The organism is Paenibacillus cineris (assembly GCF_018333335.1).
In the GTDB taxonomy this organism is placed as follows: domain Bacteria; phylum Bacillota; class Bacilli; order Paenibacillales; family Paenibacillaceae; genus Paenibacillus_AQ; species Paenibacillus_AQ favisporus.
The window spans coordinates 18,795-45,546 of sequence record NZ_BORU01000001.1 but is presented as its reverse complement, the minus strand read 5'-3'; the positions used below and the strand labels follow the sequence as shown (position 1 = coordinate 45,546).

At 53.4% G+C, this 26,752-nt stretch carries 28 protein-coding genes and 1 pseudogene; 15 read left to right on the top strand and 14 right to left on the bottom strand.

The window, feature by feature from the left end; genetic code table 11:
- Positions 1-75: 75 nt before the first annotated feature.
- Both KI379_RS00325 and KI379_RS00320 read right to left on the bottom strand, forming a co-directional pair.
- Positions 76-1,227, bottom strand: a complete 1,152-nt coding sequence (locus KI379_RS00325; RefSeq protein WP_212982339.1) for a transglutaminase domain-containing protein — start codon at positions 1,225-1,227, stop codon at positions 76-78.
- 39 nt (positions 1,228-1,266) lie between these two features.
- A complete protein-coding gene (locus tag KI379_RS00320) occupies positions 1,267-1,722 on the bottom strand; it encodes a hypothetical protein (RefSeq protein ID WP_212982337.1) in 456 nt (151 codons plus the stop codon).
- Positions 1,723-2,085: 363 nt separating this feature from the next.
- On the opposite strand from KI379_RS00320, the gene KI379_RS00315 reads away from it, so the two are divergent.
- The 3 genes from KI379_RS00315 to KI379_RS00305 all read left to right on the top strand — a co-directional run bounded on the left by KI379_RS00315 (position 2,086) and on the right by KI379_RS00305 (position 4,054).
- Entirely contained in the window at positions 2,086-3,243 is a 1,158-nt protein-coding gene (locus KI379_RS00315) for an MFS transporter (protein ID WP_212970527.1), read from the top strand.
- Positions 3,244-3,349: 106 nt separating this feature from the next.
- Positions 3,350-3,520 carry a hypothetical protein gene (locus KI379_RS33970; protein ID WP_163882325.1) on the top strand — a complete coding sequence of 57 codons (171 nt, stop codon included), beginning with the start codon at positions 3,350-3,352 and terminating at the stop codon, positions 3,518-3,520.
- 174 nt (positions 3,521-3,694) lie between these two features.
- The gene (locus tag KI379_RS00305; protein ID WP_076175114.1) at positions 3,695-4,054 is read left to right on the top strand and encodes a toprim domain-containing protein; all 360 of its coding nucleotides are present in this window, start codon (positions 3,695-3,697) and stop codon (positions 4,052-4,054) included.
- 177 nt (positions 4,055-4,231) lie between these two features.
- On the opposite strand, the gene KI379_RS00300 is transcribed toward KI379_RS00305, so the two are convergent.
- Together KI379_RS00300 and cyoE are read right to left on the bottom strand one after the other, a co-directional pair.
- Positions 4,232-4,843 (bottom strand): SCO family protein, encoded by a 612-nt coding sequence (locus KI379_RS00300; RefSeq protein WP_145137139.1) that lies wholly within the window; start codon positions 4,841-4,843, stop codon positions 4,232-4,234.
- 226 nt (positions 4,844-5,069) lie between these two features.
- Positions 5,070-6,005, bottom strand: coding sequence for a heme o synthase (gene cyoE, locus KI379_RS00295; RefSeq protein WP_145137142.1), 936 nt, complete (start codon positions 6,003-6,005; stop codon positions 5,070-5,072).
- A gap of 280 nt (positions 6,006-6,285) precedes the next feature.
- Between cyoE and KI379_RS00290 the strand changes: the two genes are divergently transcribed.
- A complete protein-coding gene (locus KI379_RS00290) occupies positions 6,286-7,269 on the top strand; it encodes a metal-dependent hydrolase (protein WP_116231829.1) in 984 nt (327 codons plus the stop codon).
- Positions 7,270-7,500: 231 nt separating this feature from the next.
- Here the strand turns inward: KI379_RS00290 and KI379_RS00285 are convergent, their stop codons facing one another.
- On the bottom strand, positions 7,501-7,716 hold the full coding sequence (locus KI379_RS00285) for an alpha/beta-type small acid-soluble spore protein (RefSeq protein ID WP_076175122.1): 216 nt from the start codon (positions 7,714-7,716) through the stop codon (positions 7,501-7,503).
- 119 nt (positions 7,717-7,835) lie between these two features.
- On the opposite strand from KI379_RS00285, the gene KI379_RS00280 reads away from it, so the two are divergent.
- A complete protein-coding gene (locus KI379_RS00280; protein ID WP_212970526.1) occupies positions 7,836-8,021 on the top strand; it encodes a hypothetical protein in 186 nt (61 codons plus the stop codon).
- Positions 8,022-8,051: 30 nt separating this feature from the next.
- Here the strand turns inward: KI379_RS00280 and trpS are convergent, their stop codons facing one another.
- The gene (trpS, locus tag KI379_RS00275; protein WP_076175126.1) at positions 8,052-9,041 is read right to left on the bottom strand and encodes a tryptophan--tRNA ligase; all 990 of its coding nucleotides are present in this window, start codon (positions 9,039-9,041) and stop codon (positions 8,052-8,054) included.
- 453 nt (positions 9,042-9,494) lie between these two features.
- Here trpS and KI379_RS00270 point away from each other — a divergent pair, with 453 nt between their 5' ends.
- Entirely contained in the window at positions 9,495-10,475 is a 981-nt protein-coding gene (locus KI379_RS00270) for an aldose 1-epimerase (RefSeq protein WP_116231826.1), read from the top strand.
- 200 nt (positions 10,476-10,675) lie between these two features.
- Entirely contained in the window at positions 10,676-10,915 is a 240-nt protein-coding gene (locus KI379_RS00265; RefSeq protein ID WP_076175232.1) for an alpha/beta-type small acid-soluble spore protein, read from the top strand.
- A gap of 268 nt (positions 10,916-11,183) precedes the next feature.
- Here KI379_RS00265 and KI379_RS00260 read toward each other — a convergent pair whose 3' ends face one another.
- From KI379_RS00260 to KI379_RS00250, 3 genes are all read right to left on the bottom strand, one after another.
- The gene (locus KI379_RS00260) at positions 11,184-11,591 is read right to left on the bottom strand and encodes an O-methyltransferase (RefSeq protein WP_076175130.1); all 408 of its coding nucleotides are present in this window, start codon (positions 11,589-11,591) and stop codon (positions 11,184-11,186) included.
- 365 nt (positions 11,592-11,956) lie between these two features.
- Positions 11,957-12,895, bottom strand: coding sequence for an anti-sigma factor (locus tag KI379_RS00255; RefSeq protein WP_212982335.1), 939 nt, complete (start codon positions 12,893-12,895; stop codon positions 11,957-11,959).
- Entirely contained in the window at positions 12,861-13,481 is a 621-nt protein-coding gene (locus KI379_RS00250; RefSeq protein ID WP_212982333.1) for an RNA polymerase sigma factor, read from the bottom strand. Before KI379_RS00250 ends, KI379_RS00255 begins: the two co-directional genes overlap by 35 nt.
- Before the next feature lie 259 nt (positions 13,482-13,740).
- Between KI379_RS00250 and KI379_RS00245 the strand changes: the two genes are divergently transcribed.
- The 3 genes and pseudogenes from KI379_RS00245 to KI379_RS00235 all read left to right on the top strand — a co-directional run bounded on the left by KI379_RS00245 (position 13,741) and on the right by KI379_RS00235 (position 16,968).
- A complete protein-coding gene (locus KI379_RS00245) occupies positions 13,741-14,904 on the top strand; it encodes a COG1470 family protein (protein ID WP_089549887.1) in 1,164 nt (387 codons plus the stop codon).
- Between the two features lie 59 nt (positions 14,905-14,963).
- Positions 14,964-15,917, top strand: a pseudogene (locus tag KI379_RS00240) (ABC transporter ATP-binding protein); the annotation flags it as partial.
- The gene (locus tag KI379_RS00235) at positions 15,883-16,968 is read left to right on the top strand and encodes an ABC transporter permease (protein ID WP_373309515.1); all 1,086 of its coding nucleotides are present in this window, start codon (positions 15,883-15,885) and stop codon (positions 16,966-16,968) included. The pseudogene KI379_RS00240 and the gene KI379_RS00235, both read left to right, overlap by 35 nt.
- A gap of 249 nt (positions 16,969-17,217) precedes the next feature.
- On the opposite strand, the gene KI379_RS00230 is transcribed toward KI379_RS00235, so the two are convergent.
- A complete protein-coding gene (locus KI379_RS00230) occupies positions 17,218-19,017 on the bottom strand; it encodes a M3 family oligoendopeptidase (RefSeq protein WP_212982329.1) in 1,800 nt (599 codons plus the stop codon).
- A 136-nt stretch (positions 19,018-19,153) separates the two neighbouring features.
- Here KI379_RS00230 and KI379_RS00225 point away from each other — a divergent pair, with 136 nt between their 5' ends.
- Positions 19,154-19,324 carry a YycC family protein gene (locus KI379_RS00225; RefSeq protein WP_076175142.1) on the top strand — a complete coding sequence of 57 codons (171 nt, stop codon included), beginning with the start codon at positions 19,154-19,156 and terminating at the stop codon, positions 19,322-19,324.
- Positions 19,321-19,551: a hypothetical protein gene (locus tag KI379_RS00220; protein WP_076175144.1), complete on the top strand. Its 231-nt coding sequence runs from the start codon at positions 19,321-19,323 to the stop codon at positions 19,549-19,551. The genes KI379_RS00225 and KI379_RS00220 overlap by 4 nt, the downstream gene beginning before the upstream one ends.
- 82 nt (positions 19,552-19,633) lie before the next feature.
- On the opposite strand, the gene KI379_RS00215 is transcribed toward KI379_RS00220, so the two are convergent.
- Positions 19,634-20,335 (bottom strand): DUF2225 domain-containing protein, encoded by a 702-nt coding sequence (locus KI379_RS00215; RefSeq protein WP_212970519.1) that lies wholly within the window; start codon positions 20,333-20,335, stop codon positions 19,634-19,636.
- Between the two features lie 565 nt (positions 20,336-20,900).
- On the opposite strand from KI379_RS00215, the gene ylbJ reads away from it, so the two are divergent.
- Together ylbJ and KI379_RS00205 are read left to right on the top strand one after the other, a co-directional pair.
- Positions 20,901-22,133 (top strand): sporulation integral membrane protein YlbJ, encoded by a 1,233-nt coding sequence (gene ylbJ / locus KI379_RS00210; RefSeq protein ID WP_076175148.1) that lies wholly within the window; start codon positions 20,901-20,903, stop codon positions 22,131-22,133.
- Positions 22,134-22,216: 83 nt separating this feature from the next.
- Positions 22,217-23,020 carry an NAD kinase gene (locus KI379_RS00205; RefSeq protein WP_076175238.1) on the top strand — a complete coding sequence of 268 codons (804 nt, stop codon included), beginning with the start codon at positions 22,217-22,219 and terminating at the stop codon, positions 23,018-23,020.
- 164 nt (positions 23,021-23,184) lie between these two features.
- Here the strand turns inward: KI379_RS00205 and KI379_RS00200 are convergent, their stop codons facing one another.
- Together KI379_RS00200 and lipA are read right to left on the bottom strand one after the other, a co-directional pair.
- Positions 23,185-23,496 (bottom strand): YutD family protein, encoded by a 312-nt coding sequence (locus tag KI379_RS00200; protein ID WP_076175150.1) that lies wholly within the window; start codon positions 23,494-23,496, stop codon positions 23,185-23,187.
- A gap of 45 nt (positions 23,497-23,541) precedes the next feature.
- Positions 23,542-24,423 (bottom strand): lipoyl synthase, encoded by an 882-nt coding sequence (gene lipA / locus KI379_RS00195; protein ID WP_234489770.1) that lies wholly within the window; start codon positions 24,421-24,423, stop codon positions 23,542-23,544.
- A 187-nt stretch (positions 24,424-24,610) separates the two neighbouring features.
- Here lipA and KI379_RS00190 point away from each other — a divergent pair, with 187 nt between their 5' ends.
- A complete protein-coding gene (locus KI379_RS00190) occupies positions 24,611-25,702 on the top strand; it encodes a M23 family metallopeptidase (RefSeq protein ID WP_212982327.1) in 1,092 nt (363 codons plus the stop codon).
- Positions 25,703-25,750: 48 nt separating this feature from the next.
- On the opposite strand, the gene yunB is transcribed toward KI379_RS00190, so the two are convergent.
- Positions 25,751-26,590, bottom strand: a complete 840-nt coding sequence (gene yunB / locus KI379_RS00185; RefSeq protein ID WP_212982325.1) for a sporulation protein YunB — start codon at positions 26,588-26,590, stop codon at positions 25,751-25,753.
- Positions 26,591-26,752 lie beyond the last annotated feature (162 nt).

Sequence of the window (26,752 nt, the reverse complement as noted above, 5' to 3'; positions counted from 1 at the left end):
CTAACAATACACAAAATCCCCTTGCCCATAACAGGCAAGGGGATTTTTCAATGATCTTATACCATTAAGCTTGAATTACAGCATCTGCTCCTTAATATGCGTTTCCGCAAATTTCGGAGGATTAAACCAGTCGCCGCTCTGTGCCCATGTCGGATCCAGCGGCACCCACTTGTTCTTTTCAGGCAAATACACTTCATTCCAGGCATGCGGTCCATATCCGCCCTGGCCGTCATAGCCTTGGCCGGTGACCACCTTCACCTGCAGACCCTGGGACCGGGCCATTACTGCATACAGTCTGGCATAATCGATGCAGACGCCCTTTTTCGTGTTGAACGTATCCTGCGGCGTCTGTTCATGCCATATGCCCCGCTGCTCGTAATCATCGACCTTGCCGTAATCGTACTGCACCCGGGTGCCGACCCAGTCATACAATTTACGCGCCTTTTCCTCGTCGGTCTCCGCGCCCTTGACGATCTCGGCGGCGGCCGCCTCGATATCCGAAGGAATCGCGTGGTCGATCACCTCGTATTTGCGCTGCATGATGCCGTTCAGCTCTTTTTCGACAGCTTTCGTGAATACCGGAAGCTTGTCTTTTACCAAGTGACCCGACAACGGCTCGATGACCCGCTGCGCCCCTTCTTTATAGATCGGCGACGCCTCCACGTATTGGGTAAACGAGGTGTGCGGATACAGCGATACGTACACGAACAGCAGCGCGACGACGACGATACACCGTCCTGCCCCGATCAAGAGGCCGATGCACGCACCGGCCAATCGGCTCAGCAGCGAAGCGGAGGACTTCCCGCTCGGGTTAAAGAGCGCGCTGCTCCCGCCGAAGATCAGCACCGTCAACCAACGGATCAGGAAACGGATGATGCTGTAGCTCACGATAAAGATGACGGCAAACCGCATCAGCGGAAAATCGGCCATCGCCGTAATGAACGTATAGTAAATCTGCTCCCACATTTTCAAATCCCGGTTCGGGAGCTGGCTGGCATAATCGGCGAGCCATTCCTGAACTCTGGGTGACACCCACAAGGTAAAAGGAACCGCAAGCACCAGCCCCAGCAGAATAAAGACGCTTTCCCTAAGCAGGGACAGCAGCCTTCCCGCAGAGCGGGATGCGCCCCGGCTCCAGCCCTGAAGCAGGGACACCAGCAGGATCAGCAGCAGCAGGATGCTGATGATGTTAAATTCCTTAAGACTTTCTATCCATGATTGCAGCATAAGATGACCCCCTCCACGTTGGTGCATGGATTAAGTCCTTTATTTTCCATTTGAACCGCCCGCCTGGCTCTGGGATTCAGAGATAAACGATTTGACCGTGTCGTTGATCTTCCATTGCCCGAGGGGTACGCCGCGGAACGTGACATCCACTTTGTCGCTTCCCTTGGTTCCCTTCATTTCCAGGTTCGGCGTCGTGATCGTAAACGTTCCGTCCCCGTTGTCTGCATACTTGGCATCCTTGGCTTCCTTCATCATGACATCCATAGCTTCGTTCTTCAGCGTATCTACGGTATCGTCCTTCACCGTCGTTACGACCTGATTGATCTGCTCCAGGGAAATGCCGCTGTATACGACAAGCGCCAGCACGATGATGATGACGAGTGCCCATTTGACCATCGTCTTGACCAGATTCAGGACGATAAACAGCACGACAAGGGCAATCACGATCACCAGCCAGTTTTGCTGCAGAAAATCGGACCATACCTGCATATCCATTTCAAAAACACACTCCCATCGACCTGAAGGGCTTAAGCCACCCTATCAAGTGATTTAGAAACTTCCATTCGATTATACATGATCCGGACATCGGCTGTCAGCCAGCCCTTAGACGGGGCTTTCCGTCGTTCCCGGGGCGTAGGCGCCTCCAATATCAAGAAATCCACAATCTGCCCGGCATACAGCAGTCCAGTCTTACGTAACCTGTAAAGCTAGCGATTTGCCCGTCCCAAAAAAGAGGGTCTAAGCCGCCAAGTAGAAACGTACACGTAGATTGATGAACGAATGGTTGTCTCATCCGCGGGTCAACCCGTTCCACACCGAACGTACAGATGATGAATCTGCGAAAAAGGAGCTGCTCACGTGAAAACTGCTATTTGGCTGTACATGTTTTTGTTTCTCGCCTTCTTCGACCTTCACGCCCAGTACCCCATACTCACGCCATTCGCGGTCTCCTTGGGAGCAGCGCCGGTATTTATCGGGTGGATGATGGGCATTTACGCACTCACCCATTTGCCCGGCAATTTGATTGCAGGTACGGTCATCGACAAGCACGGCAGCCGGCGCTATATCATTTTCAGCCTCGTATCGGCCGGTATCGTCCTCCTGCTGCAGGCGCATGTGCAGTACCCTTGGCAGCTGCTGGTCCTGCGGTCGATCAGCGGCTTTGTGCTGGCCTTCTTGTCGCCAGCCTGCCTTGCCCTGCTCGCTTCCCTGTCCAAAAACGAGGTGACCCAGGGCAAATATATGTCCGGTCATGGCGTAGTGCATACCCTGGCCTCGGTCGTGTCGCCGGCTGCGGGAGCCTTTATCGTGGCACATACCGGTTATTCGACAACGTTCCAGGGCCTCGGGTGGCTGCTGATTGCGACCGGGGTCATGGCGGTCTTCAGCGTTCCGAAACCGGTCAAGGCGATGACGGATGCCCATGGCGGTAATGAAGAAGCTCCAATGTCGTCCCCTGCCCCCAGCGTATCCTGGCGCTATTTTATCCTCCCCTTTGTCGTTTCCTGTTCCCAAGGGATCCTGTTCTTCGAGCTGCCATTGCGCGATACCGGGGTGGAAGGCATTAAATCGACCGGCATCCTGTTTTCCGTCCTGAGCATCGGCGCCCTGGTTACGCTGAGCATGCTGTTTATCAACCGCTATTCACCTTATAAAAGGGTCATTGCAGGCGTTCTATTGATGGCTCTTTGCTTCTTTGGCATGGCTGCGTTTCCTCATGTGCCGCTGGTCGTTATCCTGTTTATTCTCGGTTCGGCAAAAGGCATCATCTTCCCTGGACTTGCCTCCATGTTTATTCAGCTCAGCGGCGGCAGCAAGCTGGGGAGGATCTTTTCGCTCCAGTCCATCGCCATGTCCATCGGCTCCTTTATCGGTCCGATCGCCGCAGGCCAGCTGAGAGGATCCGTGTCACCGTACTACATCGCTTTTGTCCTCCTCATGGCGGGACTTATGATGATCCCCATCAACCGCAAGGGATCTGCGCTTCATCCCCATATGAACGAGAATCCGGTGTAGACATAAGCCTAAAAATCGAGAGATAGGCCCCTGCACAATAATTCCTGCACTCACCCACATAAGATGGATTGTGTTAACCGACCAGGAAGAAAGAGAGGTGATCTCGATGGGTCTGTATTCTCACTGCGGCTGTGGTCCTGTAGTAGCACCGGTGGCCGCACCTGCAACCAAGGTAGCTCCCGTGGCGGCAGCTCCGTGTGTGCCTTACAGTAACGTAGGCGTCGTACTGGTACTGTTTATCCTGCTTGTCATCATTTTGCGTGCATTCTGGTGCTAGAACGGCGATCTTCCCATATTAAACGGTCTGTCTACCCTGCTGGACAGATCGTTTTACTTTTTTTTGCATGGCTTGCCGAAAACAAGCTACACTAGAATTACCCGGACCTAAGCTTCAACATTTCCCGGGGAATTTCGAGACAAACATCCTTCTCTTAGTCCGAGGTGAGCCATCATGCCGATTTATATTATTGTCGAGGGAAAAAACGACCGCAGTAAGGTCCGCCGCCTGCTGGATCCCGAAATTCAAATTGTGTGCACATACGGAACGTTAAACACGACAAGGCTCGAGTCTTTGCGCAAAGAAATTAAGGACAGCGAGGTTTATCTGTTTATGGACAACGACAGTTCCGGCAAAAGGATTCGCGGCGTTCTACGGGATGCCTTCCCGGATGCAGGCCACATCTACACAAGACGGGGATACCGGGGAGTTGAGGGCACACCGGATGAATATATCATTTCCCAGCTGGAAAAAGCGGGGCTTGAGGAATTTATCGTTTATCCCGATTCCTACACCGTATGGTCTAAAGATTAACGCAAAATAGCCCCACGAAGTGGAGCTTATGCTTCGATGCCGATTCCAGATCCTTTGCGGGGAGCCCGATACAAGGAAACTACTCCGCAAACGCTAAGTTGGTACTTTCTGATCTCTCACAAAAAAAGGCGCCTACCCATCCGGAGCATGCCGGGGATCTGGCGCCTTCCTGTTTGATTATTCCTTGGCCAACGCCTCAACGTCCTTCGCAAGGGATTCTGCCGTAACTTCATCCGTATTGTTGGCGTTATACAGCTTGCGGACCTGATTGTCCCGGTCGACAAGAGCAATAATGTTCGCATGGGAGAAGTTGTCCTTGTTGTCTCCCATAATGGCGATTTTGAACGACTTTTCGGCCAGATCGCGGATCTGCTGATCTTCGCCTCTCAGGAAGTACCATCCGTTGTAATCGACATTAAACTTGTCCCCGAACTCTTTGATCTTCTCCCGGGTATCTACCTTCGGATCGAAGGAGATCGAGACGAACTCGGCGTCTTTGCCGAAGGTTCCGTCCTTGACGAGCTGCTTCTGCGTCTGCGACAGCATGAAGGTCGTTACCGGGCATACGTCCGGGCAGCTGGTGTAGAAGAAGTAGAACAATCTGACCTTGCCTTTGGTATCGTTCAGGCTTACCGTTTTGCCATCCACATTTTCAAACGAAAAATCTCCGACCTGGCTGATGACCGGCAGCTTCTCTTTGCCGAATCCCATGGCGTTATATACCAGGTACCCTGCTCCAATCACGATCACCACCAGCAAAATCCATGTCCATTTGTAGCGCTTCAACATCGAATTCGTTCCCCTCTCCCTAATCACGATTCCTGCTGTCCCTTACGCCGGCGGACATCTTGATGCCGCCATGCCTCCCCAGGACTACAGGCAGTAGTTTGTTATGTAACACTGACGCGGCCCATCTGCCCTGAAGGCCGGGTGACCCGCTTGAGCCCGGGTGAACAGGCTTTCATTTCTTCCTTTTAAAAGAATCCCATGATTCCATGGGATTCTGGGTAAAAACTTAGTGAGTTGTATTCAAAATCATTGCGATCAAGCTCAAGGTCAAGTAGTTTATCGAGAAGAAGAACGTTTTCTTAGCCCACGCTTCATCGTCTTTGGCGGTAAATCCCTTCATGCCATAATACAGCCAGATCAGGGACAGCAAGAGCGAAATGATCATGAAGTAAATGCCCACATAGCCGTATGCATACATTAATACCGGTACCGGAACCAGCAATACCAGGTAAGGAATACATTGAATCTTGGTACGCTTAACGCCTTTGACGACCGGCAGCAGCGGGAATCCCGCCGCTCTGTATTCTTCGACACGCCGGATGGCGAGAGCCCAGAAGTGAGGCGGCTGCCACAAGAACAGCATCGCAAACAGCAGAACAGCGCCCATATCGACCGTACCCGTTACGGCGACATAACCGATTACCGGCGGCATAGCCCCCGAAATCGCGCCGACGGAAGTGCTCCAGGTGGACGTCCGTTTCAGCCACATCGTATAAACGACTCCATAGACGAACATACCGATAACCCCGAAGATGCCGGCCATAACCCCTGAAAAAATAAAAAGGTCAGCGAGTCCCAGCACACCTAGAATAAAGGCATACCAGAGTACAACTGCTGGCTTTATGCGGCCGGCCGGAAGCGTACGTTTACGCGTCCGTTCCATCTTCATATCCAGTTCACGATCATAATAATTGTTATAGACACAGGCGGAAGCCATAACCAGCATAGTTCCCAGTAGAGTCAGAATCATCTTGCCTATATGAATATCCCATTGGGATGCGACCCAGAAACCTGCAAATGCAGCAATTAAGTTAGACCGGAGAATACCGGGTTTAGTTAATGTGATAAAATCTTTCCAAGTTGCCGATGGATTGGGTGGCGTTTGATTGATGGAAAGCGCTGCGGAATCCGAAGGAGCTTGGTAAGTCAAGTGATTATCCACGCCTTAAGATCCTCCTTAGTTCTGTCATTATGGAGGAACTTGCCCTCCGCTATAAAGTTTATCATATCAAAAGGTAAAAGTGTTTGACAATCCTCTCCAAAATCATTCACCATTTTGACAATTTAGTGACACGTATTAGCGACACGTAATAGTATGGTCAAACACTAATAAATTCATCCAATATTGGGTAGTAACTATAGTGAGGCATTCTGCCGGAAAGGAAATCAGCTTCCGGGTTTGTTACAATAGAATAAAGAACAACAAGAAGGAGACATGGTAAATGGATACTGCCACACATTTTGTGATTGGACTCAGCCTGGCCGGTCTCGCCTACGTCGATCCGGCGGTTGCCGCGAGTCCCACGCTTGCCGCCGCGGTGCTGCTGGGCACTGTCATCGGTTCGCAGGCTCCGGATTTCGACGGCCTGCTGCGGTTCAAGAGCAATGCCCTCTACGTTAAAAATCACCGGGGAATTACTCATTCCCTGCCGTTTCTCGTCATCTGGACCGCTCTGATCAGCGGAATCCTGTCCCTTCTGTTCAGCGGTGTCCCATCCGGGCATATCGTGCTCTGGACCGGCATCGCCGTCTGTCTGCACGTGTTCAGCGATCTGTTCAACACGTACGGAACCCAGGCCTTCAGGCCCGTGACGGAAAAGTGGATTTCGTGGAACATCATTCATATTTTTGACCCGTTTATTTTCACGCTGCACGCCCTGGCCGTTCTGCTCTGGAGTACAGGAGCGGTACATCCTGCACCTCTGTTCACTGTCGTATATATCCTGACGGTGTTTTATTATATTTGGCGGACCGGCGCCCATTCGATGCGCACCCGGGAAGTGATGCGGCTGGATGAGAGCCGTAAGCCGGGAGAACGTTACTTCGTCATTCCGACCATTTCCTATAATAAGTGGCATGTCGTCAAGTCCCATCCGGACGGCAGCTATCAGATCGGCGTACTGAACGGGCATACCCTCGAATGGAGAAAGCATGCCGTCACCGAGTCCCATCCGGCGGTCGAGCATTCGCGGAAGCATCCCGATGTGGAAGCCTTCCTGTACTTCTCTTCCTTCGCGGTGGCCGAAGTCGAGCCGCTGCCCTGGGGCTATGTGGTCCGCTGGGCAGATGTGCGCTACCGGCACCGGAGACAGTATCCGTTCGTCGCTGTGCTCGTCATGGATAAAAATTATCAGCCAATCAATACTTACGTTGGCTGGCTGAGCTCCAAGAAGATGAACAAGCGGCTCTCCATCAATTCAGGCTGAGTGCCGCGGGGATTGCATAATAAAAAGGGGTCTGCGGAAAAATTCCGCAGACCCCTTTTTTTCCGTAACGCCTTTTATCCTTCCGTCGTAATGTTTTTCAGCCGCCCCGCGTTCGGGAAACAGCCTGCCTCTTGACGGATGCTGCCGGATAAGAGAGAATCACGGTAGTTGCAAGACAAAGACCGAAGCACCTGTCGGCGCTCCGGACCCGAAATACTTTCCTGTATGGAACTATCTGCCTTGGCCGGAAAGTTGTTGCTCAGCCAATTGAACCAGACGTTTCGTAATGTATCCCCCGAGAGAACCGGTTTCACGGGAAGTGTAGTTGCCCATGTATCCGTCTTGCGGCATTTGAACGCCGAGCTCCTGAGCCGCTTCCATTTTCAATTGCTGCAGTGCAGCGTTTGCTTGAGGTACCACCAGATTGTTGGAACGAGATCTAGCCATTATAAGAGTCTCCCTTCAATTCTGCGTCTTATTGAAATGCAAGCTTGCAAGCTTAGTATGGCTCGCAGCGACACAGTTATACAAGAAAGTTTCTATATATGAAATGGAGGTTTTTGCCAATGAGTAAAGGCTTGTCTTTATGGTTTGCTGCCTCGTCCATCCTGCTTCTGATGGCATGCGCCGTCTCCATCAGCTATAACGGCTGGGTAGCCGTGCTGCTCGGCATTCTCGCAATTCTCAATATTGGGTGGGGCTTTGTGGTCAAAGCCCGCAAGAACCGGCTGGAGCAGCCCGATCACCGGTAAAGCGGCTAGTCATCGCTGCCGCCGGGGAAATTATTTCTTGGCCGGGAGAAATCCCATTCTTTCTTTGACTTCGGCCACGGTGCGGGAAGCCTTCTCCATGGCTTTGTCTGCGCCCTGCGCCAAAATATCATGAATTTGACCGGACTTGCGGATTTCGTCATATTTTTGCTGAAGCGGCTCGAGCGTCGCTACGATGACTTCTCCCAGGTCCTTTTTAAATCCGCCGTACATTTGACCTTCGTATTTATCTTGAATTTCCTGCAGCGACATGCCGGAGCATTGCGAGTAAATACTCATCAAATTGCTGATTTCCGGTTTTTCATCCGGTGCATAGCGGATTTCTTTTCCCGAATCGGTGGTGGCCCGGCTGATCTTTTTGCGGATGACATCCGGCGGATCCAAGAGGGCGATATAGCTTCCCGGGTTCGGATTGCTTTTGCTCATTTTTTTCGAAGCGTCGTCCAGCGACATAATCCGCGCGCCCACTTCGGGGATGTACGGTTCCGGAATGGTAAAATAGTCGCCGAAGCGGTGATTAAAGCGTCCCGCCAGGTCGCGGGCAAGCTCCAAGTGCTGCTTCTGGTCTTCGCCTACGGGAACCAGATCCGCATTGTACACCAGAATGTCTGCCGCCATCAGCGCGGGATAGACAAACAATCCGGCTCCTACGGAATCCTTGCCGGCCGATTTGTCTTTAAACTGGGTCATACGTTCAAGCTCGCCCATCGAGGTGAGCGTCGTCAGCAGCCATCCCAGCTCGGCATGCGGCGGAACATGCGATTGCATATACACGTTCGCCTTATTTGGATCAATACCCGCTGCGATGAACAAGGCGGCTACCGCCTCGGACTGCTCCCGGAGCGCCTCGGGTTCCTGGGGTACCGTAATCGCGTGGAGATCGACGACCATAAAATTGCACTGATAGTCGTTCTGGAGTTTCACAAAATTTTTCATGGCTCCGATATAGTTGCCGAGCGTCAGTTTGCCGCTGGGTTGAATGCCGGAAAGTACGGTTTTCATCAACAATCCCTCCAACTTTAAAAATGGTAAAAACAAAAAAGGCCCCACGCCCGCAAGGGACGTGAGACCGTGGTGCCACCCTTATTTGCTGCAAGCCGCCCATGTGGAAGCGACAACTGTCAGCCTTTCTGCTTCCGTAACGTGGAATCGCCGGCCGGTCTACGCAGGAAGTCATGGTTGCTTCCGTTCAACGCGGCACTCAAGGGTCCATTCGGCAAAATCGGCTCCACCGGTTCGCATCAACCACCGGCTTTCTGAAGGTTACGCCGTCTTTGCTTACTTGTCCCTGTCATCGTGTTTACATAATCATTGAAAGCCTTTTGCAATGCCTATGATAAAGCTCAGATCGTCGAATTGTCAAACCCCTTTTTTTACGAAACGCCATCAAATCTGTTATGATATGGGTTAGATATTTGAAGGCTAAATGAATTTAGAGGAAAAAGGAGCAACGATATGAAACAAGTGACCAAAGGGCAATGGAACGGATACGATACCTATATCCTGCATAGCCGTGAGCTTGAAGTCACACTGCTGCCATCGCTTGGAAACAATGTCATTTCCATTTTGGACCATACCCTAAATCGGCAGGTCGTTCGGAGACCTGATGACAACGATCTGGAATTCTACCTGCAAAAACCTTACCATTTTGGCATGCCGATGCTGATTCCCCCGGGACGGATCCGCGGCGGCCATTTTGAATACGAAGGCAGATCGTATCAGTTCGACCGGAACACTGCCGGAGACAACCATATTCACGGTCTCCACCGGACACAGTCCTGGAGAGTCAGCGATATCGAAGAAGACGAAGAAGGCTGTGCAGTGACCTCGGAGTTCCTGACCTCAGACGATCCACACTGGATGGAGCAGTTTCCCGCACCGCTGAAGCTGGAAATGACGCTTCGCCTTCAAGGGTCCAAACTGACCCAACACTTAAAGGTTACCCACCTGGGGGACCATCCGATACCTTTCGGCATCGGTTTTCATACATGGTTTTTGCTTGACGGGCAGCCGGGAGAGTGGACGCTTACCCTGCCTGTAAGCGCGGAATATGCGCTGGATAAGGATTTAATTACGACCGGCGAGCTCCTCCCGCTCGGACCGCTCGATCAGCTCAATCAAGGACTCAATCTGGCCGGGACCAACTTCGACACGCCGCTCCGGATCGGGGAAGGACAGCCTGCGGAAGCCCTGCTGATGCGCAGTGACGGGTACGGACTGAAGTATTCGGCGGATCCGAAGTACTATAAGCATTGGGTTCTCTATACGAAAGGCGAAGCGGACGAGTTTTTGTGCATCGAGCCATATACCTGGCTGCCGGATGCGCCCAATCTTGCCGCGGGACCGGACCTGACGGGTCTGATCCGGATCGAGCCGAAAGCATCGGTCGAGATGGATCTGACGCTGGACATGATCTATCCTTCTGAAGACCATTAAGCCGATTCCTTAGAATCAGGCATAGGAAAACGCGGATTTTCAAATTTACAAAATAACAGGGCTGCATGCTGCTTGAAGCATGCGGCCCTTTTCGCGTTATCCTCTATTTACCAATTTATATCTCCCTTCTTGCTGCATGTTTTCAAATCTTTCGCACCATAATAACACCATAAAGTTCAAAGGAGGTGACAAACATGGGTATGGGTCAAGGTCAAAACCAAGGACGCGGAAGCCGCTCGAACAACCTGGTGGTTCCACAAGCTAACGCTGCTCTTCAACAACTGAAACTTGAAGCTGCACAAGAGCTTGGCGTTCAAATGCCACAAGACGGATACATGGGCAACTACACTTCCCGTGAGACTGGTTCTTTGGGAGGTTACATCACAAAACGTCTGGTACAACTGGCAGAGCAGCAATTATCGGGTCGTTCCGGCCAATAATCTGCATTTGTATACGTTGATATCATGATGCCGGGCCCGGCGCGAGCCGTCCCCGCCTACAAAAGGCAGCCTCTGGATTATTCCAAGGGCTGCCTTTTTCTAATTATAGATTTATAAAATTTTCAGCGGCGTTAACCATTCAATAATCGCAATAAAAACTTCCGCTAAGCCTGGTCTGTCTTCTGTGCTAATCAAACTATTCGGATATTCATGGATAAAGTCATACTACAAAAGCAAGAAGGGATGATAAAAATAAGTCCACGCCGAACTACGACAATTCTGTTACTGTTTCAGGATATGTATGTCTCGGATAGCGGATCATCAGGTTAGCCATGTTATAGTTGGATTCCAAGATGGCATCCACCGCAATGAGCCCCTGCCGGATCGTAAATTCGTAGCTGATTTCACCGTGAGTCCAGTGGCGCTTGTATTTTAAACTTTCTAAAGCCATGAGACGAAAAGACGAGTACTGTACTGGAGTCAGTCCGGAATCCTGGGAATGAATTTCCCCGTTCCGTCCTTCCAGCGGATGATGCCGGATACCAAATTTACCAATGACATTATTTCGTATTTGCACAAACACCGTGCCGGATGATAGTCCTGACAGCTCTTCTTCCAGTTCCTTAAACACTAAATCCAATTGCCTTGCCAAAGATAACTGCTCGGTTTTGATCATCTTTTTCCCCCTCTCCAAAATTCGCCAAAACTCATAGGGCTTATGACTCATTATAAGACAGCATATAGTATCATACAACAACATCAAACATAATTGGGTAATAATTCCTATTATTTTCGTTAAAGTAATTTTATTTTCGGCAACAAATCGCTATATTTCTGGTTATTTTGACAAAATGTGATTTCCCCAAGGATATTTCAAGAAGTGCGCGAAAAACCACGAATCAACTCCAATGAACGCTATCCCCAATCATTTCAATGATCCCATCACCCTAAAAACAGTCGGCTTAAAGAGACTATCCCGGGCTAACGCGAAACCTGAAAAGAAAAAAAGCCCGGGGGCATTTGAGCTTCCCCGGGCTGGCGCTACTCCCTGTTATCATCGACAGACACCCTTAGTGCTTCGGGTCCGGTCGGAACCCGGCTCCCGCCCTTAGGTTCCAGACTGATCACAATTTGGTCCGGGTCCATGGTCCCGTATCCGTAATAATAACCTTTACCCTCGGCCATACCCGTCATCAGCATTCCCATACTGACCGACCGCTGCTCATGCTGCAGCCATACCTGGTAGGCCTTTTCCTCCGGTGGCTGAAGACCTTCGATCACGATCAGCATCTCACCCGAATCCCGGTCGATCCACACGCCGCCCGATCCGTGAAGCGGTGGAACGGGCGGAATCCGGTACTGATCGTAATTGGCCGACTGCATCACAGCGATTTTGGATGCAAAAGCTTGATCGATAGAATCGGCGGACGGCATCTCCCGATGCTTGAAGGAGAACAGCCCGGCAACGACGCAGCCCGCAACAACCGCTGCCGCTGCGGCAGGTACAAGGTAACGCCGCCGGCGGACAAATCCTTTTTCCAGGGAACGGAGCCGGGCCAGAAGCCGCATTTTGCGGCCCAGACGGGCGGACGGGCCAGGAGCTGCGGAAGAGGCCGCGAGCGGGCCAGCTACCTCACTGGGGGCCTGCCAATCCGCCTCTGATGCGGTTTTCTCTTCGGCACCCACGGCCCGTATCGGCGACTCGGGCAGCGGCGTGCTCAACGCTGCAGCGGTTGGCTGGCCTTCCAAAGCCGAGGCTGGCTCGCTCATTACCGAGCCGGCCAGCTCAACGGATTGCATCACCATCTCCCACTCGGCAAGGCGCTCCCTGCAGTGGGAACAAGCGGCGGCATGCTCCTCGACGCGGAGACGCTCCGGCTCTTCCAGCTGTTTCATCGCGTAATCGACCAGCTTTTCCTCGGGCAGCTCCGCACAGCCTTCAGGATTATTGCTCCCATTTTCCCGAATGGACAACCGCATGCGGTTCACCTCCCTCGCCGGTCTGGGTAACCTGGCCCTGCTCCAGTCTGCTGCGCAAATTCCGGATGCCGTAGCGGATCAGCGACTTCACGGTTCCGACCGGCTTCTGCATCTTCTCAGCCAGCTCGCGGTGCGTCAGCTCCATCATATAGCTCCCGTAGAGCGCCATTCGCTGCATGGGCGGGATGCTGCGCAGCGCCACCCTCACCTGCTCCTGATCCAGATGCCGGAACGCTTCGAGCTCCGCCGATTCCAGCGTCCGCTGCCAGCGCATAACGGCCGACTCTTCCTGCGTCCGCTGCAGGGCGGCCATCCGCTGCTTTTGCCGGAGGCGGTCCATGGCCCTGCTTCGGACACGAACCGCCAGCCACGCTTCCACACTGCCCCTTTCGGGATCGTAGTGCGCGGCTTTTTCCATCACTTCGATAAAAATTTCCTGACAGACATCTTCCGCTTCCACCCGGTCCTTCATCCAGTATTCCGCAAGCCGGTAAACCATCGGAGCAAACGCATCATAGAACCGGTCGAAAGCCGGAGCCGAGCCCTCTGCAATTTCCTTCAACCACGCTTCAGGACGGTCCTGCATGATGGAGTATCCCCCCTTATTCTCTTCATTCCCTTGATCCGGCCTTGCCCCCTGCACCCAAGGTCCCGAAGAGAGCGCTGGCCGCCATTTTTACAGCAACATTCTAGCAAAAGAATTTCGCGTTCGGACTCCCCTCTTCCGTGATTTTATCCCTTTTTAAGCAAATTTTTATCTTCTTTTAATCTTCCGGTAAATCCGGTGGTGCCTCTTCATTCGTATTCCAGATGATCACCAACACACTTGAGGAGGGTTCTGTTTCATGACACGTTTCTTGAGGATCATCACACATGCCGGCCTGGCGCTGATGCTCTGCATCGGCTTTCTGATCGCAAGCACGGGAAGTCCGGTCCATGCAGCCGGAGGTCTGACGCTGTACACTACCTACACTTCCATTTCCGTGCCTCCCGGAGAATCGCTGAATTACAGCGTGGAGCTGAAAAACAACTCCGGCAGCGTCATTACAGCCCCGATATCCGTTACCGATCTGCCCGAAGGCTGGACGGCTAAAATTTCAGGCGGCGGCTGGGACCTGAACGAAATTTCGGTCATGCCGGATTCATCGCAAACGATCTCCCTGGACGTGACGGTTCCGATGCAAATCGACAAGGGAACCTATCGCTTTACGCTGTCGGCGGGCAGCCTCGCGTCTCTGCCCCTTTCGGTCAACATCACGGAAAAGGGCACGTATCAAACCGAACTGACGACCGATCAGGCCAACCTGGAGGGACACTCCGACGCGACCTTTACCTATTCGGTGAACCTGTCCAACCGCACCGCCGAAAAGCAGACGTATGCGTTAACCGCCCAGGCTGAGAAGGGATGGGACGTAACATTTACGGCCGACAGCAAACAGGTCTCTTCCGTCGAAGTGGACCCGGGGGCTGACAAATCCATTACCGTTGATGTAAAGCCGGCTGAAAACGTGACGCAGGGTACCTTTAAAATACCGATCCGCGCTTCCAACCAGACAACGAATTCCGAGCTGGAGCTCGAAGCCGTCATCACCGGTAAATACAGCATGGAACTGACGACGCCAAGCGGATTGTTAAGCACCGACATTAAGGCAGGCGGAGATAAAACCGTGGAGCTGCTGATCAAAAATACCGGTACCGCCGACCTGACCAACATTAACTTCACCTCCACGGCGCCAACCAACTGGGAAGTCAGCTTTAATCCCAAAACGGTCGATAAGCTCGCCGCCGGCAAGTCCACCACGGTGGAAGCCAAATTGACCGCAAGCGACAAAGCCATCGCCGGGGATTATGTAACCGATATTACCGCCCAAGCTGCGGAATCTTCATCCAACGCCTCTTTCCGGGTCGCTGTCAAAGGCTCCGTCCTGTGGGGCTGGATCGGCGTGCTGATCATCCTGGTCATTTTGGGCGGCATCTATGTACTCATTCGTAAATACGGGAGGAGATAACGTTGGCGGAGACAGTCATCGACATTCAGCAGTTGACCAAAAGCTACGGCACCCATAAAGCCGTGGACCATCTGTCCCTTCAAATCCGCCGCGGGGAAATCTTCGGCCTGCTCGGCCCAAACGGCGCAGGCAAATCGACCACCATTCTGATGCTTCTCGGCCTTAGCGAACCGGACGGCGGAAGCATCAACGTGCTGGGGCTGGATCCGACGCGGCGGCCGATTGAAGTCAAACGCCGCGTCGGTTACCTGCCGGACGACGTCGGTTTTTACGAAGACTGGACCGGCCTCGAGAACTTAAAGCTGACCGCCCGCCTTAACGGCATTTCCGACAAAGAGGCGGAGGATCGTTCGCTTGATCTGCTGAAGGAGGTAGGGCTGCAGGATGCCGCCCACAAGAAGGCCGGGAATTACTCCCGCGGTATGCGGCAGCGGCTCGGACTTGCGGACGTTCTGATCAAGCGGCCGGAAATCATCATCCTCGACGAGCCGACGCTCGGCATCGACCCCAAAGGGATCGATGAGCTCCTCGGCCTGATCCACGGCCTCAGCCGGGACCAGGGCTTGACGGTACTGCTCTCCTCGCACCAGCTTCACCAGGTTCAGCAAATCTGCGACCGCGTCGGTCTGTTCGTCAGCGGCAGGCTGCTGGCGGAAGGAAACCTGGAGACGCTGTCCCGCGTCCTGCTGACCGACACGCCGCTTTTGATCACCGCCGAGGTGGACCGGGCGGATGATGCGCTGCTGACTGACCTTCAGAGCGTGGAAGGGGTCAGCTCCGTCCGGATCGCGAGCGGGGATCAGGACTCGATGAGACCGGTGGAAGACCGGACGCGCCTGGAGATCGGCGTCAACGCCGACTGCAGTCCGGAGATCGCCCGGACGGTCGTCGCGTCGGGAGCGGCCCTTTACGGGCTGCAGCGCAAGGAATACGGCCTGGATGAAATCTACCGGCGATATTTTGCGGGAGGTGAGGAACTTGGAAGCAAGCGTTCTAAAAGAGCGGCTAAATAAAGCCTGGGACACGGTCAGCACCCCGTTTAAGGACGGCATCGGCCGGCTGCGGGGCACTGCTCCCTCCGACCGGGAGCGGTTCAGCCGGGCAAATGCGAACCCGGCGGCATTCCGCGTCCTGGTGCGCAAGGAGATTTCTGATCATGTCCGGAGCTGGCGCTTCCTGCTGCTCCTGGCGATCATCTTCCTGACCTGCGTCGCCTCGCTGTATACGGCACTGAACAGCCTGCAGGACGCTATCAAATCCACAGACGGCTACAGCGATTTCGTCATCCTGAAGCTGTTCACCACCTCCGACGGCACCCTGCCGTCGTTTATCGGATTCATCGGCTTCCTGGGCCCGCTGCTTGGCATCGGCCTCGGCTTCGACGCCGTCAACAGCGAGCGGAACAAAGGCACCCTGAGCCGCATCATGGCGCAGCCGATTCACCGTGACGATTTGCTGAACGCCAAATTTATCGCATCGCTCACCATCATCGGCTTCATGTTTCTCTCCCTCGGGCTGCTCGTGCTGGCCCTCGGTTTTCTGATCGTCGGACTGCCGCCGTCATTCGAGGAGCTGCTGAGAATCCTCAGCTTCCTGGTCGTGACGATCGTTTATATTGGGTTCTGGCTGAACTTATCAATCCTGTTCTCGGTTAAGTTCCGCCAGCCCGCCACATCGGCGCTGTCGGGTATCGCCGTCTGGCTGTTCTTCAGCTTCTTTTACGATATGATCCTGAATTTGATCTCCTCGGGCCTTGCGCCTAACAGCGACACGGCTTCGGTGGACGACATGGTCCACCATGTCAGCTTTATGCTCGGGCTGAGCCGGATTTCACCGTATACGCTGTTCAATGAGGCGACCTCGACGCTGCTGATGCCGACGGTGCGTACACTGGGTCCGCTCACGACGGAGCAGGCCTACGGCGCGATTGACAGCCCGCTCCCCTTCGGGCAGAGCCTGCTGCTGATCTGGCCGCAGGTCACCGGGCTGATCGCCCTGACGCTGGCCTGCTTTGCGATCTCGTACGTCATGTTCCTGCGTCAGGAAATCCGCGGGCGTTCCTAACCTATGCCCCGCTTGATGTACTTCACTGAGGGCGGACATCTGACAAAGCGATTCCATGTTGCTTTTCCAGCCGCATAAGAGTGCATTTAGCAGTCGTCTTCTTGCAATGCGATATAACAAGTCCGCGTCTCCCAATCTCCCAAACTAATGTATCATCAAAAAAGCAGTCCCTTTGAGGCGTAACGAACCCCAAGGGACTGCTTTTTGTGTGGCGTGATCTATTCCACTTATCCGAACCGTCCGGCTGGATTACACCAGATGGTCGGTCATGGCCAGGAACTGCTTGACATCCTCTGCCGTCAGATCTGCCGCGCTCTGCCAGAAATCGCGACCCGTCAGATCGGCGTTCAGGTGCTTCTTCGCCAGCTCCTCCACCGTCATGACACCGGTATCCCGCAGCAGGGCGTCGTATTTATCGGCAAAGCCCGCGCCTTCCTGCAGCGCGAGTGCATAGATGCCCGTGCTGAACATGTAGCCGAAAGTATACGGGAAGTTATAGAACGGCACACCCGTAATATAAAAATGCAGCTTCGACGCCCAGAAATGCGGATGGTAAGACGACAGGGCGTCGCAGTACGCTTCCTTCTGCGCTTCTTCCATCAGCGTGTTCAGCTCCTGAACGCTGAGCAGACCGCTCTTCCGTTTCTCATAGAAACGGGTCTCGAACAGGAAGCGGGCATGGATGTTCATGTAGAATGCGACGCTCCGCTGGATTTTGTCTTCAAGCAGAGCCAGCTGCTCCTGCTCATCGGCAGCCGATTTTACCATCGCGTCCGATACGATCATCTCCGCGAAGGTAGATGCCGTCTCGGCAACGTTCATTGCATACCGCTGGTTCAAAATCGGCAGCTCGTTCATCAGGTGTTGGTGATAGCCGTGTCCTAGCTCATGGGCCAGCGTCGAGACGTTCGAAGCGGTTCCGCTGAACGTCATAAAGATCCGCGTCTCCTTGCTGAGTTTCAGCGAGGTGCAGAACCCGCCAGGACGCTTGCCAGGACGGTCTTCCGCCTCGATCCAGGACTTGTCGAAGGCCATCTCGGCAAAATCAGCCATGCGCGGGCTGAACTTGCGGAACTGCTCCACGATCGTTTCCGCCGCTTCCTGGTAAGAAATGGTGCCCGAAGACTTGCTGATCGGCGCTTCCACGTCCACCCAGCTCAGACGGTCCTGGCCGAGCAGCTTGGCCTTGCGCTCCATATACTGCAGCAGCATCTGTTTGTTGTCCTGTATGACATTCCACATGGCGTCCAGCGTCTCACGCGACATGCGGTTGATTTCAAGCGGCTCCTTCAGCACTTCGTCCCAGCCGCGGCGTCCGTACAGCTTCAGGCGGAATCCGCCGAGGTGATTCAGCGTATCCCCGCAGAAGTCGGCTTTGTCCGACCATGCCTGTTCCCACTTCACGAACATCGACTCGCGGGTCTCCTTGTCCGGACTGTCCAGCTTATTGGCCGCCTGCCCGGCCGACAACGACACGGTCTCGCCGTTTTCTTCAAACGGAATTTGGATATGGCTGACGATCGTATCATACATGCTGCTCCAACCATGATATCCATCAATGGCCAGATCGAGCGCGAGGCTCTCCATGTCCGGACTCATCATTTCGCGGGCTTGATCGCGGCTTTCGCTAAGGACGAAGGCCAGCTGCCGCACCTGATCCCGGCCGATCCACTGCGCGAACGTCTCGTCATCGGTCGAGCGGAGAATGTGGTCAAAGTCGGTCATGATTCCACTAATGAGCGCCCGAAGGGTCGCCAGGCGGCCGCCCAGCTGAACGGCCTTCTTATCCTGCTGATTCTGTGCCTGCAGGCAGCTGACGAACGCGCTGGCTTCGGAGAAGCGGGCAATCGTGCCCTGCAGCGCTTCAATAAAGCCGTCAAACGACTCGGTCTCTTTTGGGCTCGCCGGCGCCTTGGCTGCCTTGATTTCGCCCTGAAGGCTCTTCAGGTCCTGCTCCAGGGAGTGAAGGAAGGTATCGAACTCGGCGGAAGCGGAGCCGCCCGGAAATACGGATTCAAGATTCCAAGTTAATTTCAGGTCTTTGTTCATGTTCGAATCACCTTTCTCATCATAAATTTTATTTTATTTGATTGGCCTCATGGTAAGGTGTATAACTATAAAGACGAAACCCTTATGTTTCTGCCCGGCAAAACGGGCTTATTCATACAGAGGAGGGATACTCACCATGAGACCATTGCAAATTTCACCGGAGACCGCCGTGAAACTATCCGAGAAGCTGGGGGTTCCCCTGGAACACCTGATGCATATGCCGCAGCATATCCTGCTGCAGAAGCTGGCGGAGCTCGCCAAGGAAGAGGCCGGCAAGCAGGACGGCGATGAAGGAACCAAATCATGATTCCGTTCTCGAGAACCTGGCCTTACGACAAAGTGATGGGCGATATCTATGTACATGAATGTCCGTTCTGTGGAACGAACAATGTGAGGCTGCCCCTTAAGCCGGCTGAGCTTCGCAGCATTCATGAAGGAAAGAAAAAGCTGCTCGTCTTTCCCTGCTGCAACAACAGACTCCATATCATTGATACGGACAACGATTATTTGCTGTTCGACCAGGATATTCGCTGATCGAACCGGCTGATCTGCTCCGGAAAGAAAACACGCAAAGGCATGCCGTGATGAACACGGTCTCCTTGGCGTGTTTTTACGTTCAGGCGGGATTCATCTCGCCCGGCAGCTCCATTCGCTTGTCCAGCATTTCTTGCCGCAGCACGCCCCACTGCTCGCGTGAAGCGTGGATCATCGCTGAATCCACGATATGTTTATCATTGATGACTCTGGAGAACCACTTGACCGCCTGATGGTAATCGCCTGTCCGGCGGTGCAGTTCCCCAATCAAATATAGCAAGCGCGCGTTGTTCGCTCCTACGCCTTCCAGCTCATACACCCGGATATAAGAATCCAGGCAGTATTTCAGAAAGCGCTGCTCCTGCTCCTCGTCACCCTTATACCGGTAGAGCCAGGCAATATGGTGCAGAAGGCTTGCGATAATCCGATCCTTCTCTCCAATCGTCTGCGCGCACAGCAAGGCGAGCTTGTAGGTCTCAAGCGCAATTTCCCAATCCCGGTGTCCGCTGTAGTCCCGCTCGATCCAGCGCTTTCCGATTTTCTCGGCAAACTGCTTCTTCTGCACATCGCTCAGCCGTTCCGTTGAATGCTCCGTAGACGCAAAACCGCACTTCGGGCATACCCTGACCACATAATAGTCGGGATTCTCGTTGTTATAATAAGCACAAAAATCCGCATCCGTACGCACGGCCTTCTTAAAGCTCGGACGCACCCGTGACGTGGAAAATTGATGCTCGCAATTACAGCATACTACATTAATGGAGTAAAGAGGTTCCAATGCCACATCCATACATTCCTTTCATGCCCAGTGTCCTTCATCGCTGCTTGTCTCTTTCCGGGCCTTCCGCCACTGCTTACTCGAATGAATCATCAACATGCAAAGTACATATTATTTCCATTATATCAAAAACCAAAAACAAAATAACCCCACAAAGTGGGATCTGAGCTTTAAATTAGGGTCTCAAATCCTCTGCATGAGCCTCGCGGAAGGACAAGTCCCTATGCACAAAAAAAGGCGCTAAACGTAAGTTTAGCACCTTAGGACATGTTCAGTAACTGCTCCAATCCTCTTCGCCGGGATGGACCAGTGATTCGCGAATGACATACACGAAGGCGCAGACAAGGAGACCGGCGACAATACTCATGTTCTCATCACTCCATCCATATATTTTAAACTTGAAATGAAGTTAGTTGTTGTACTGTATATTTTACCATATCTCCACCAAAAATACAGCACTTATTGTAAACGCTTTCCCAACTTTTTTGTACTGTTTGTCCGATGACATTCATAATATCTAGGAACATAGGTGTGATTCTCATGTCCCATATTCAGAAGGGAGGCTGCGAATTTGTCCGTAAAAAGGCTGGGTTTACCGCTCATGATTGCGTCTATGGCCGGATTGTTAGTGCTGATGCTGTGTTACCCCGGCCCTTATTTGGAATCCGCCCTGCGGGGCTTGGCCATTTGGTGGGACGTCCTGTTTCCGTCGTTATTTCCCTTCTTCATCATTTCCGAAATGATGCTGGGCTTCGGCATCGTTCACTTGTTCGGCACGCTGCTCGATCCGCTGATGAAGCCGCTGTTCCGCATTCCCGGAAGCGGAGGATTCGTAGCCGCGATGGGGTATGTGTCAGGCTATCCCATCGGGGCCAAGCTGACGGCCAAGCTGTGGGAACAGAAAATGCTCAACCGGGAGGAAGGCGAGCGGCTGGTGGCCTTTACAACCTCGTCGGACCCGATTTTTCTGATCGGCGCCGTATCGGTCGGTTTTTTTCATTATCCCAAAATCGCAACCATTCTGGCGCTTTCCCATTACGGCGGCGGTTTTCTGATCGGCCTCCTCATGCGTTTCCATGGCAAACGGGGCTCGGTGACCGAAATTCCGGCTTCCGGAGCCCCGGTTCGCGGCAGCCGGCTGCGGCGGGCGTTCAACGCTATGCATGAAGCCAGAATGAACGACGGCCGAAGCGTGGGCGAGCTGCTCCAGCAGGCGGTCGAATCTTCGCTGAAGCTTATTATTGTCGTGGGCGGACTGGTTGTATTCTTCTCTGTATTTTTAGAGATACTTACCGAAGCGGGGGTTATGGCGTTCTTCTATCGTCTGCTGGAAAATGGCCTGACGGCCCTCCAATTCCCTCCATCCCTCTCGGAAGCGCTCGTTGGAGGCTTATTTGAGGTTACCCTGGGCGCCCGTTCGGCGGGTGAAGCCGCCTCCTCCGTTCCGCTGCCCTTTAAAGCAGCTGCAGCAGCCTTTATCCTGTCCTGGGGAGGGCTCTCCGTGCACGCCCAGATCGCGAGCATTCTGCACGCCACCAATCTGCGCTATTTGCCGTTCATGATGGCGCGCTTGATCCATGGTTTTGTGGCTGCTTTCCTCGTTCTGTTTTTATGGGAACCGGTGATGGGACGTTATACCGATGCGCCTGCTTTCGCAAGCCAAAACTTCGGCTTTCTGGCCTCGGCCCAAGGCATCCGGGACTGCCTCGTCCTGTTGTGCATCCTGCTGGCCGGGATGACGGTGCTCTCCCTTCTGATCAGCTGGATTCAATCCTTGTGGCGCGGCGTTCGCCGGACGTCCTGATCACGGAACATGAAATGGACGTTGTGTTATCCTCCGATATTGTTTATGATTCTTATAAACCCATTACAAAGGAGCTTACACCCTTGAGATACTATGTTCTGGATCGCGGGGATCAGTTATCCGTGGATTTAAGCGAGCAGTTCCATAAGCTTGCGGCGCAACGGGGATTTCAGCTGGATGCCGAATCACCGGAGATTGTCATTTCCATCGGCGGGGACGGCACCATGCTTCATGCCTTTCATACGTTTATTGACCATATTCCTGACATTGCCTTCGTAGGGGTTCACACCGGACATCTGGGATTCTATGCGGACTGGAAAGCGGACGAGCTGCCGCAGCTGATCGAACTGATGAGCTCTGCGGCCAATTCGGGCTCCATTCGTCCGCGAATCGTCAAATATCCGCTGCTTGAACTTGAAATTCATAGAAAATCGGGCAACGCTTCCTATATCGCCTTGAACGAGTTCACTCTGAAAGGTGTCGACGGAACGGTAGTGGCCCAAGTGGACATCAACGACCAAACCTTTGAGATGTTCCGCGGCGACGGGATCTGTGTCTCCACGCCATCCGGAAGCACGGCATATAATAAAAGTCTTGGAGGCGCCATGGTGCACCCGACTATCGAGGCACTGCAGATCGCGGAGATCGCCTCGATCAACAACCGCGTCTTCCGGACGATGGGCTCGCCCCTTCTGCTGCCAAAGCACCATCACTGCGACATTTTCTCCCGCAAAGAGCAGCGGCTCTTACTCTACATCGATCATGTCAACCTGCAGGTGGACGACCTCATCTCGGTTCGCTGCCAGGTCGCCAAGGAGAAGGTCAGCTTTGCGAGATACCGCCCGTTCCCGTTCTGGAACCGGGTACGGGAAGCTTTTCTGGGATAAATCAGCATCAAGAACTTTATATGCATGACAACTTGCATAAGAAAAACGTCTATCGACGTACCTTCAAAGAAGACAGACCGCTTCTAGAGGAGGTTTTTCTTGCGAGATCAGGAAGCAGAAGCTCCGAAACTTATACTTTCTGATCTCATAACAAAAAGCGGCTCCTATACGGAACCGCTTTTTGTTTTCTCTTTGGGCTGCGACTCCCGGCTCTTCTGCAGTACAAAGTACGCGCAGCCGAAGTTGCAGTATTCGTTAATGTAATCCATCATGCCGGAAATGGCTGTGTCTTTGGTTGCTTTGGGATGCTTATCCCGGTAAAACCCCTTAAGCCGGAGCTGACTGTAGCCCCAATCGCCGACAATATAGTCGTAGCGGTCCAGCACTTCACTGTATCGTTCACGAAAGGCTTCAAGGTTCCAACCGTCTTTATGATCTTTAAGCACCTCATAATTTTTTCCGCCGATCAGAATCAATGAACTACCCCTGCCTTTCTGCCTGAGGTTATCGTATAATGGCGCCTATTTATGCTGTGCAGCGGATTGTACCTGCTCATGGGCATGGTAGGAGCTGCGAACAAGCGGTCCGGATTCCACGTGGCTGAATCCCCGCTTCATGCCTTCTTCCTTCAGAGCGGCAAACTCATCCGGATGATAATATTTAACCACATTTAAATGCTGCGGAGAAGGCTGCAAATATTGTCCGATCGTCATAATGTTGCAATCCACGGCGCGAAGGTCGTCCATCGCCTGCAAAATTTCATCCCATTCTTCGCCGACTCCCAGCATGATGCTGGACTTCGTCGGAATGTTCGGCTGCATTTCCTTCGCTCTGCGCAGCAGCTCAAGGGAGCGGTCATACTTCGCTTTGGCGCGCACACGATTCGACATGCGTTCCACCGTTTCAATGTTATGGTTCAAAATATCCGGCTTCGCGTCCATTACGGTCTTCAGGGCGTCCCAATTCCCCATAAAGTCCGGAATCAGCACCTCCACGCTGCACAGCGGCAGACGCTTGCGGACAGCCTTGATCGACTCTGCGAAAATAGACGCACCTCCGTCGGACAGATCGTCCCGGGCCACACTGGTGATGACGCAGTGGCGCAGACCCATGTTCTCCGCCGCTTCAGCGACACGTTCCGGTTCCTGGAGATCCAGCTCCGTCGGTTTTCCTGTATTGACTGCACAAAAACGGCAGGCCCGCGTACAAATATCGCCGAGAATCATAAACGTGGCGGTACGATTGGCCCAGCATTCATATATGTTAGGGCAACGTGCTTCTTCACATACCGTGTGAAGGGTCTTAGAGCGCATCATGCTCTTGATTTCCTGGTAATTGTCACCGGTTGTCAGTTTGATGCGAATCCAATCCGGCTTTGGCTCCTTGATGGTATTCGTAGGCAATGTTCTGACCTTCTTTCGCTATCATGGTTAGCTGCTGCATGTTCCATATTATATCATGAAATCAGCCAAAATACTTCCATTTCCACGCACGGATAAATTCGAGGTTCTTGATTCACTCTAAGGCTATGTCGGTCCAGTCCGAATATTGAGCGAGGACTGCATCAAACTGGCAGGAGGTAGAGAACCGATGAAATACATTGTTCCGCACACACGGTGGCTCAAACGTTCGCTGACAGGTGTACTCGCATCGGCGCTGCTGCTGGGCTGCTTTCACCTTACCGGCAAGGTGGACGCGGAGCCGGCGGCTCCGGATCCTAACCAAGCCGCCAAGTCGCTGGACCAGCTGAGCCGGACAGAAATCCTGAAGTCCAGAAAGGCACTCTATGCGAAGATCAGCAAGGCCACCAACATCCCTTGGTACAGGATTGCCGCGATCGACCAGTACGAACGGACCTTGACCAAAGCCCATCCAAAGGATCGCAAGCACCCGGAGCGCCTCACCGGCATCCTCATTACGGAACCGGCCTGGTCAGGAGTGTTCAATCCGGAATTGAACGATCATAACCCGCGGTCCATTTCCATCTTCAACGGGTACGGCCGCGACGGCTCCGGCGACGGGCGGGCAGATCCCGACAACGACCTTGATGTGCTGTACAGCATGGCGACTTATTTGCAGGGGTACGGCAAATCACAGGAAGATTTCAACATCGCGATGTGGGAATATTACCATAACAGCCGCTCGGTTCAACGGATCGAACAATTCTCCAAGCTGTATGAAAAATTCGGCACGCTGGATTTATCCGGGCATGCCTTCCCTCTCCCCATCGGCAGCAGCTATTCGTACCGGAGCACCTGGGGAAGCGGGCGGAGCTGGGGAGGTTACCGAATCCATGAAGGCACGGACATCTTTGCGAACTACGGCGTTCCCGTACGAAGCACCTGCTATGGCGTAGTTGAGCTCAAGGGGTGGAACCCGTTCGGCGGTTGGCGCATCGGCATCCGGGATTTGGACAACCATTACCATTACTACGCTCATCTGCAGGGGTTTGAAAAGTCCATCAAACAGGGGGATATCGTCACACCAGGACAAACGATCGGCTGGGTCGGCAGCTCCGGCTACGGGAAACCCGGCACGCAAGGTAAATTCCCTCCGCATCTGCACTACGGCATCTACCGTGACAGCGGCCTGGTCGAATGGTCGTTCGACCCTTATCCATCCCTCCGCCACTGGGAAATGGAAGAGCGCAAAGCGCTGAAACAGAAAAAGGGATCCTCCTGAACCGCGTGTTCGGGAGGTCCCTTTTTTCATATTGCTATACCAAGCCGTTTAGTGCTTCCCTGCCTCCCCCGTGACCCCGCTCGTCGAATCCGTTATTCCGGGGTTTTCCCCTCCCGGATGGATGCTGGGCGGGTTTCCGGCCGCCGGGCTTCCGCCTTGCTGGCTTTGCGCTCCGGCTCCGGGCAGCGCGATGCTTGGCGCCGCGGCCCCGTTCTCCCCGACCGGCGTGCCCTTGCTGTCGTAATAATACATCGGCACGTTGCCGACGACCATCAGGTAAGAGACCGGGATTTCCGTATCGACGATTTCCGGCTCCATGTCGAACGGCACGACGACTCCCACTTCGACCGTTACATGAATGTAAATCTCCACGAGCACCATATTGATCCCCGCATCTTTTTCTCTCGTTTTCAGATCTACCTTGACCGCACCTTGAGGCTCGACCCGAATCGGAATATTGGGGCCGAAGGATGCAATGATCGGGCTGCCGAGCGCCTGGCCCAGCGGAATGCTCTCGGCCAGCTTATGTTTGTCCTCCAACGTGGACTGGACCACCTTAAAGGTGCTTGAGGTAATTTTCATATGCTCTGCGTAATTCAGCATAAAGCCGGACACTTTGCCGGACGTATCCATTTTCCAATCGATCAGGTCATCCGCGTTCTCGCCCTCCGCCACCTGCGCAGCCACCGCTTCGTTAATGGCGTCGGTCGCAATCTGCTTCATGCGGATTTTGGCCAGGTACATGATGGGCGGCTTCAGATGATTTTCGACATAGGCGAAGCCCTGGAGCATAAGAATGAGAAAAACCAATGCACCGATCAGCCATACCCTCCGCCGGCTCCGGGGCCTGCTCGCCCCTCTGCTGCGCCATCTGGCCCTTCTTTTCATGCCGGAACCCCTCCTTCGAAGCCGTAGGTTACCTTATCAGCATATGCCCGGGCTTGGCAAAAAAGAAGAGCAAGCCCCACTCCTGCCAGGGAGCAGCCACTTACGTATTTTGTTATACTGGTATCAACATTAGAAGAAGATCGTTATCCCCTTTTAGCATAA

Coding starts and splice junctions, on each gene's coding strand:
- KI379_RS00325 (WP_212982339.1), bottom strand. CDS start 1,227: ATGCTGCAATCATGGATAGAAAGTCTTAAGGAATTTAACATCATCAGC.
- KI379_RS00320 (WP_212982337.1), bottom strand. CDS start 1,722: ATGGATATGCAGGTATGGTCCGATTTTCTGCAGCAAAACTGGCTGGTG.
- KI379_RS33970 (WP_163882325.1), top strand. CDS start 3,350: ATGGGTCTGTATTCTCACTGCGGCTGTGGTCCTGTAGTAGCACCGGTG.
- KI379_RS00305 (WP_076175114.1), top strand. CDS start 3,695: ATGCCGATTTATATTATTGTCGAGGGAAAAAACGACCGCAGTAAGGTC.
- KI379_RS00300 (WP_145137139.1), bottom strand. CDS start 4,843: ATGTTGAAGCGCTACAAATGGACATGGATTTTGCTGGTGGTGATCGTG.
- KI379_RS00290 (WP_116231829.1), top strand. CDS start 6,286: ATGGATACTGCCACACATTTTGTGATTGGACTCAGCCTGGCCGGTCTC.
- KI379_RS00285 (WP_076175122.1), bottom strand. CDS start 7,716: ATGGCTAGATCTCGTTCCAACAATCTGGTGGTACCTCAAGCAAACGCT.
- KI379_RS00280 (WP_212970526.1), top strand. CDS start 7,836: ATGAGTAAAGGCTTGTCTTTATGGTTTGCTGCCTCGTCCATCCTGCTT.
- trpS (WP_076175126.1), bottom strand. CDS start 9,041: ATGAAAACCGTACTTTCCGGCATTCAACCCAGCGGCAAACTGACGCTC.
- KI379_RS00270 (WP_116231826.1), top strand. CDS start 9,495: ATGAAACAAGTGACCAAAGGGCAATGGAACGGATACGATACCTATATC.
- KI379_RS00265 (WP_076175232.1), top strand. CDS start 10,676: ATGGGTCAAGGTCAAAACCAAGGACGCGGAAGCCGCTCGAACAACCTG.
- KI379_RS00260 (WP_076175130.1), bottom strand. CDS start 11,591: ATGATCAAAACCGAGCAGTTATCTTTGGCAAGGCAATTGGATTTAGTG.
- KI379_RS00255 (WP_212982335.1), bottom strand. CDS start 12,895: ATGCGGTTGTCCATTCGGGAAAATGGGAGCAATAATCCTGAAGGCTGT.
- KI379_RS00250 (WP_212982333.1), bottom strand. CDS start 13,481: ATGCAGGACCGTCCTGAAGCGTGGTTGAAGGAAATTGCAGAGGGCTCG.
- KI379_RS00245 (WP_089549887.1), top strand. CDS start 13,741: ATGACACGTTTCTTGAGGATCATCACACATGCCGGCCTGGCGCTGATG.
- KI379_RS00230 (WP_212982329.1), bottom strand. CDS start 19,017: ATGAACAAAGACCTGAAATTAACTTGGAATCTTGAATCCGTATTTCCG.
- KI379_RS00225 (WP_076175142.1), top strand. CDS start 19,154: ATGAGACCATTGCAAATTTCACCGGAGACCGCCGTGAAACTATCCGAG.
- KI379_RS00220 (WP_076175144.1), top strand. CDS start 19,321: ATGATTCCGTTCTCGAGAACCTGGCCTTACGACAAAGTGATGGGCGAT.
- KI379_RS00190 (WP_212982327.1), top strand. CDS start 24,611: ATGAAATACATTGTTCCGCACACACGGTGGCTCAAACGTTCGCTGACA.
- yunB (WP_212982325.1), bottom strand. CDS start 26,590: ATGAAAAGAAGGGCCAGATGGCGCAGCAGAGGGGCGAGCAGGCCCCGG.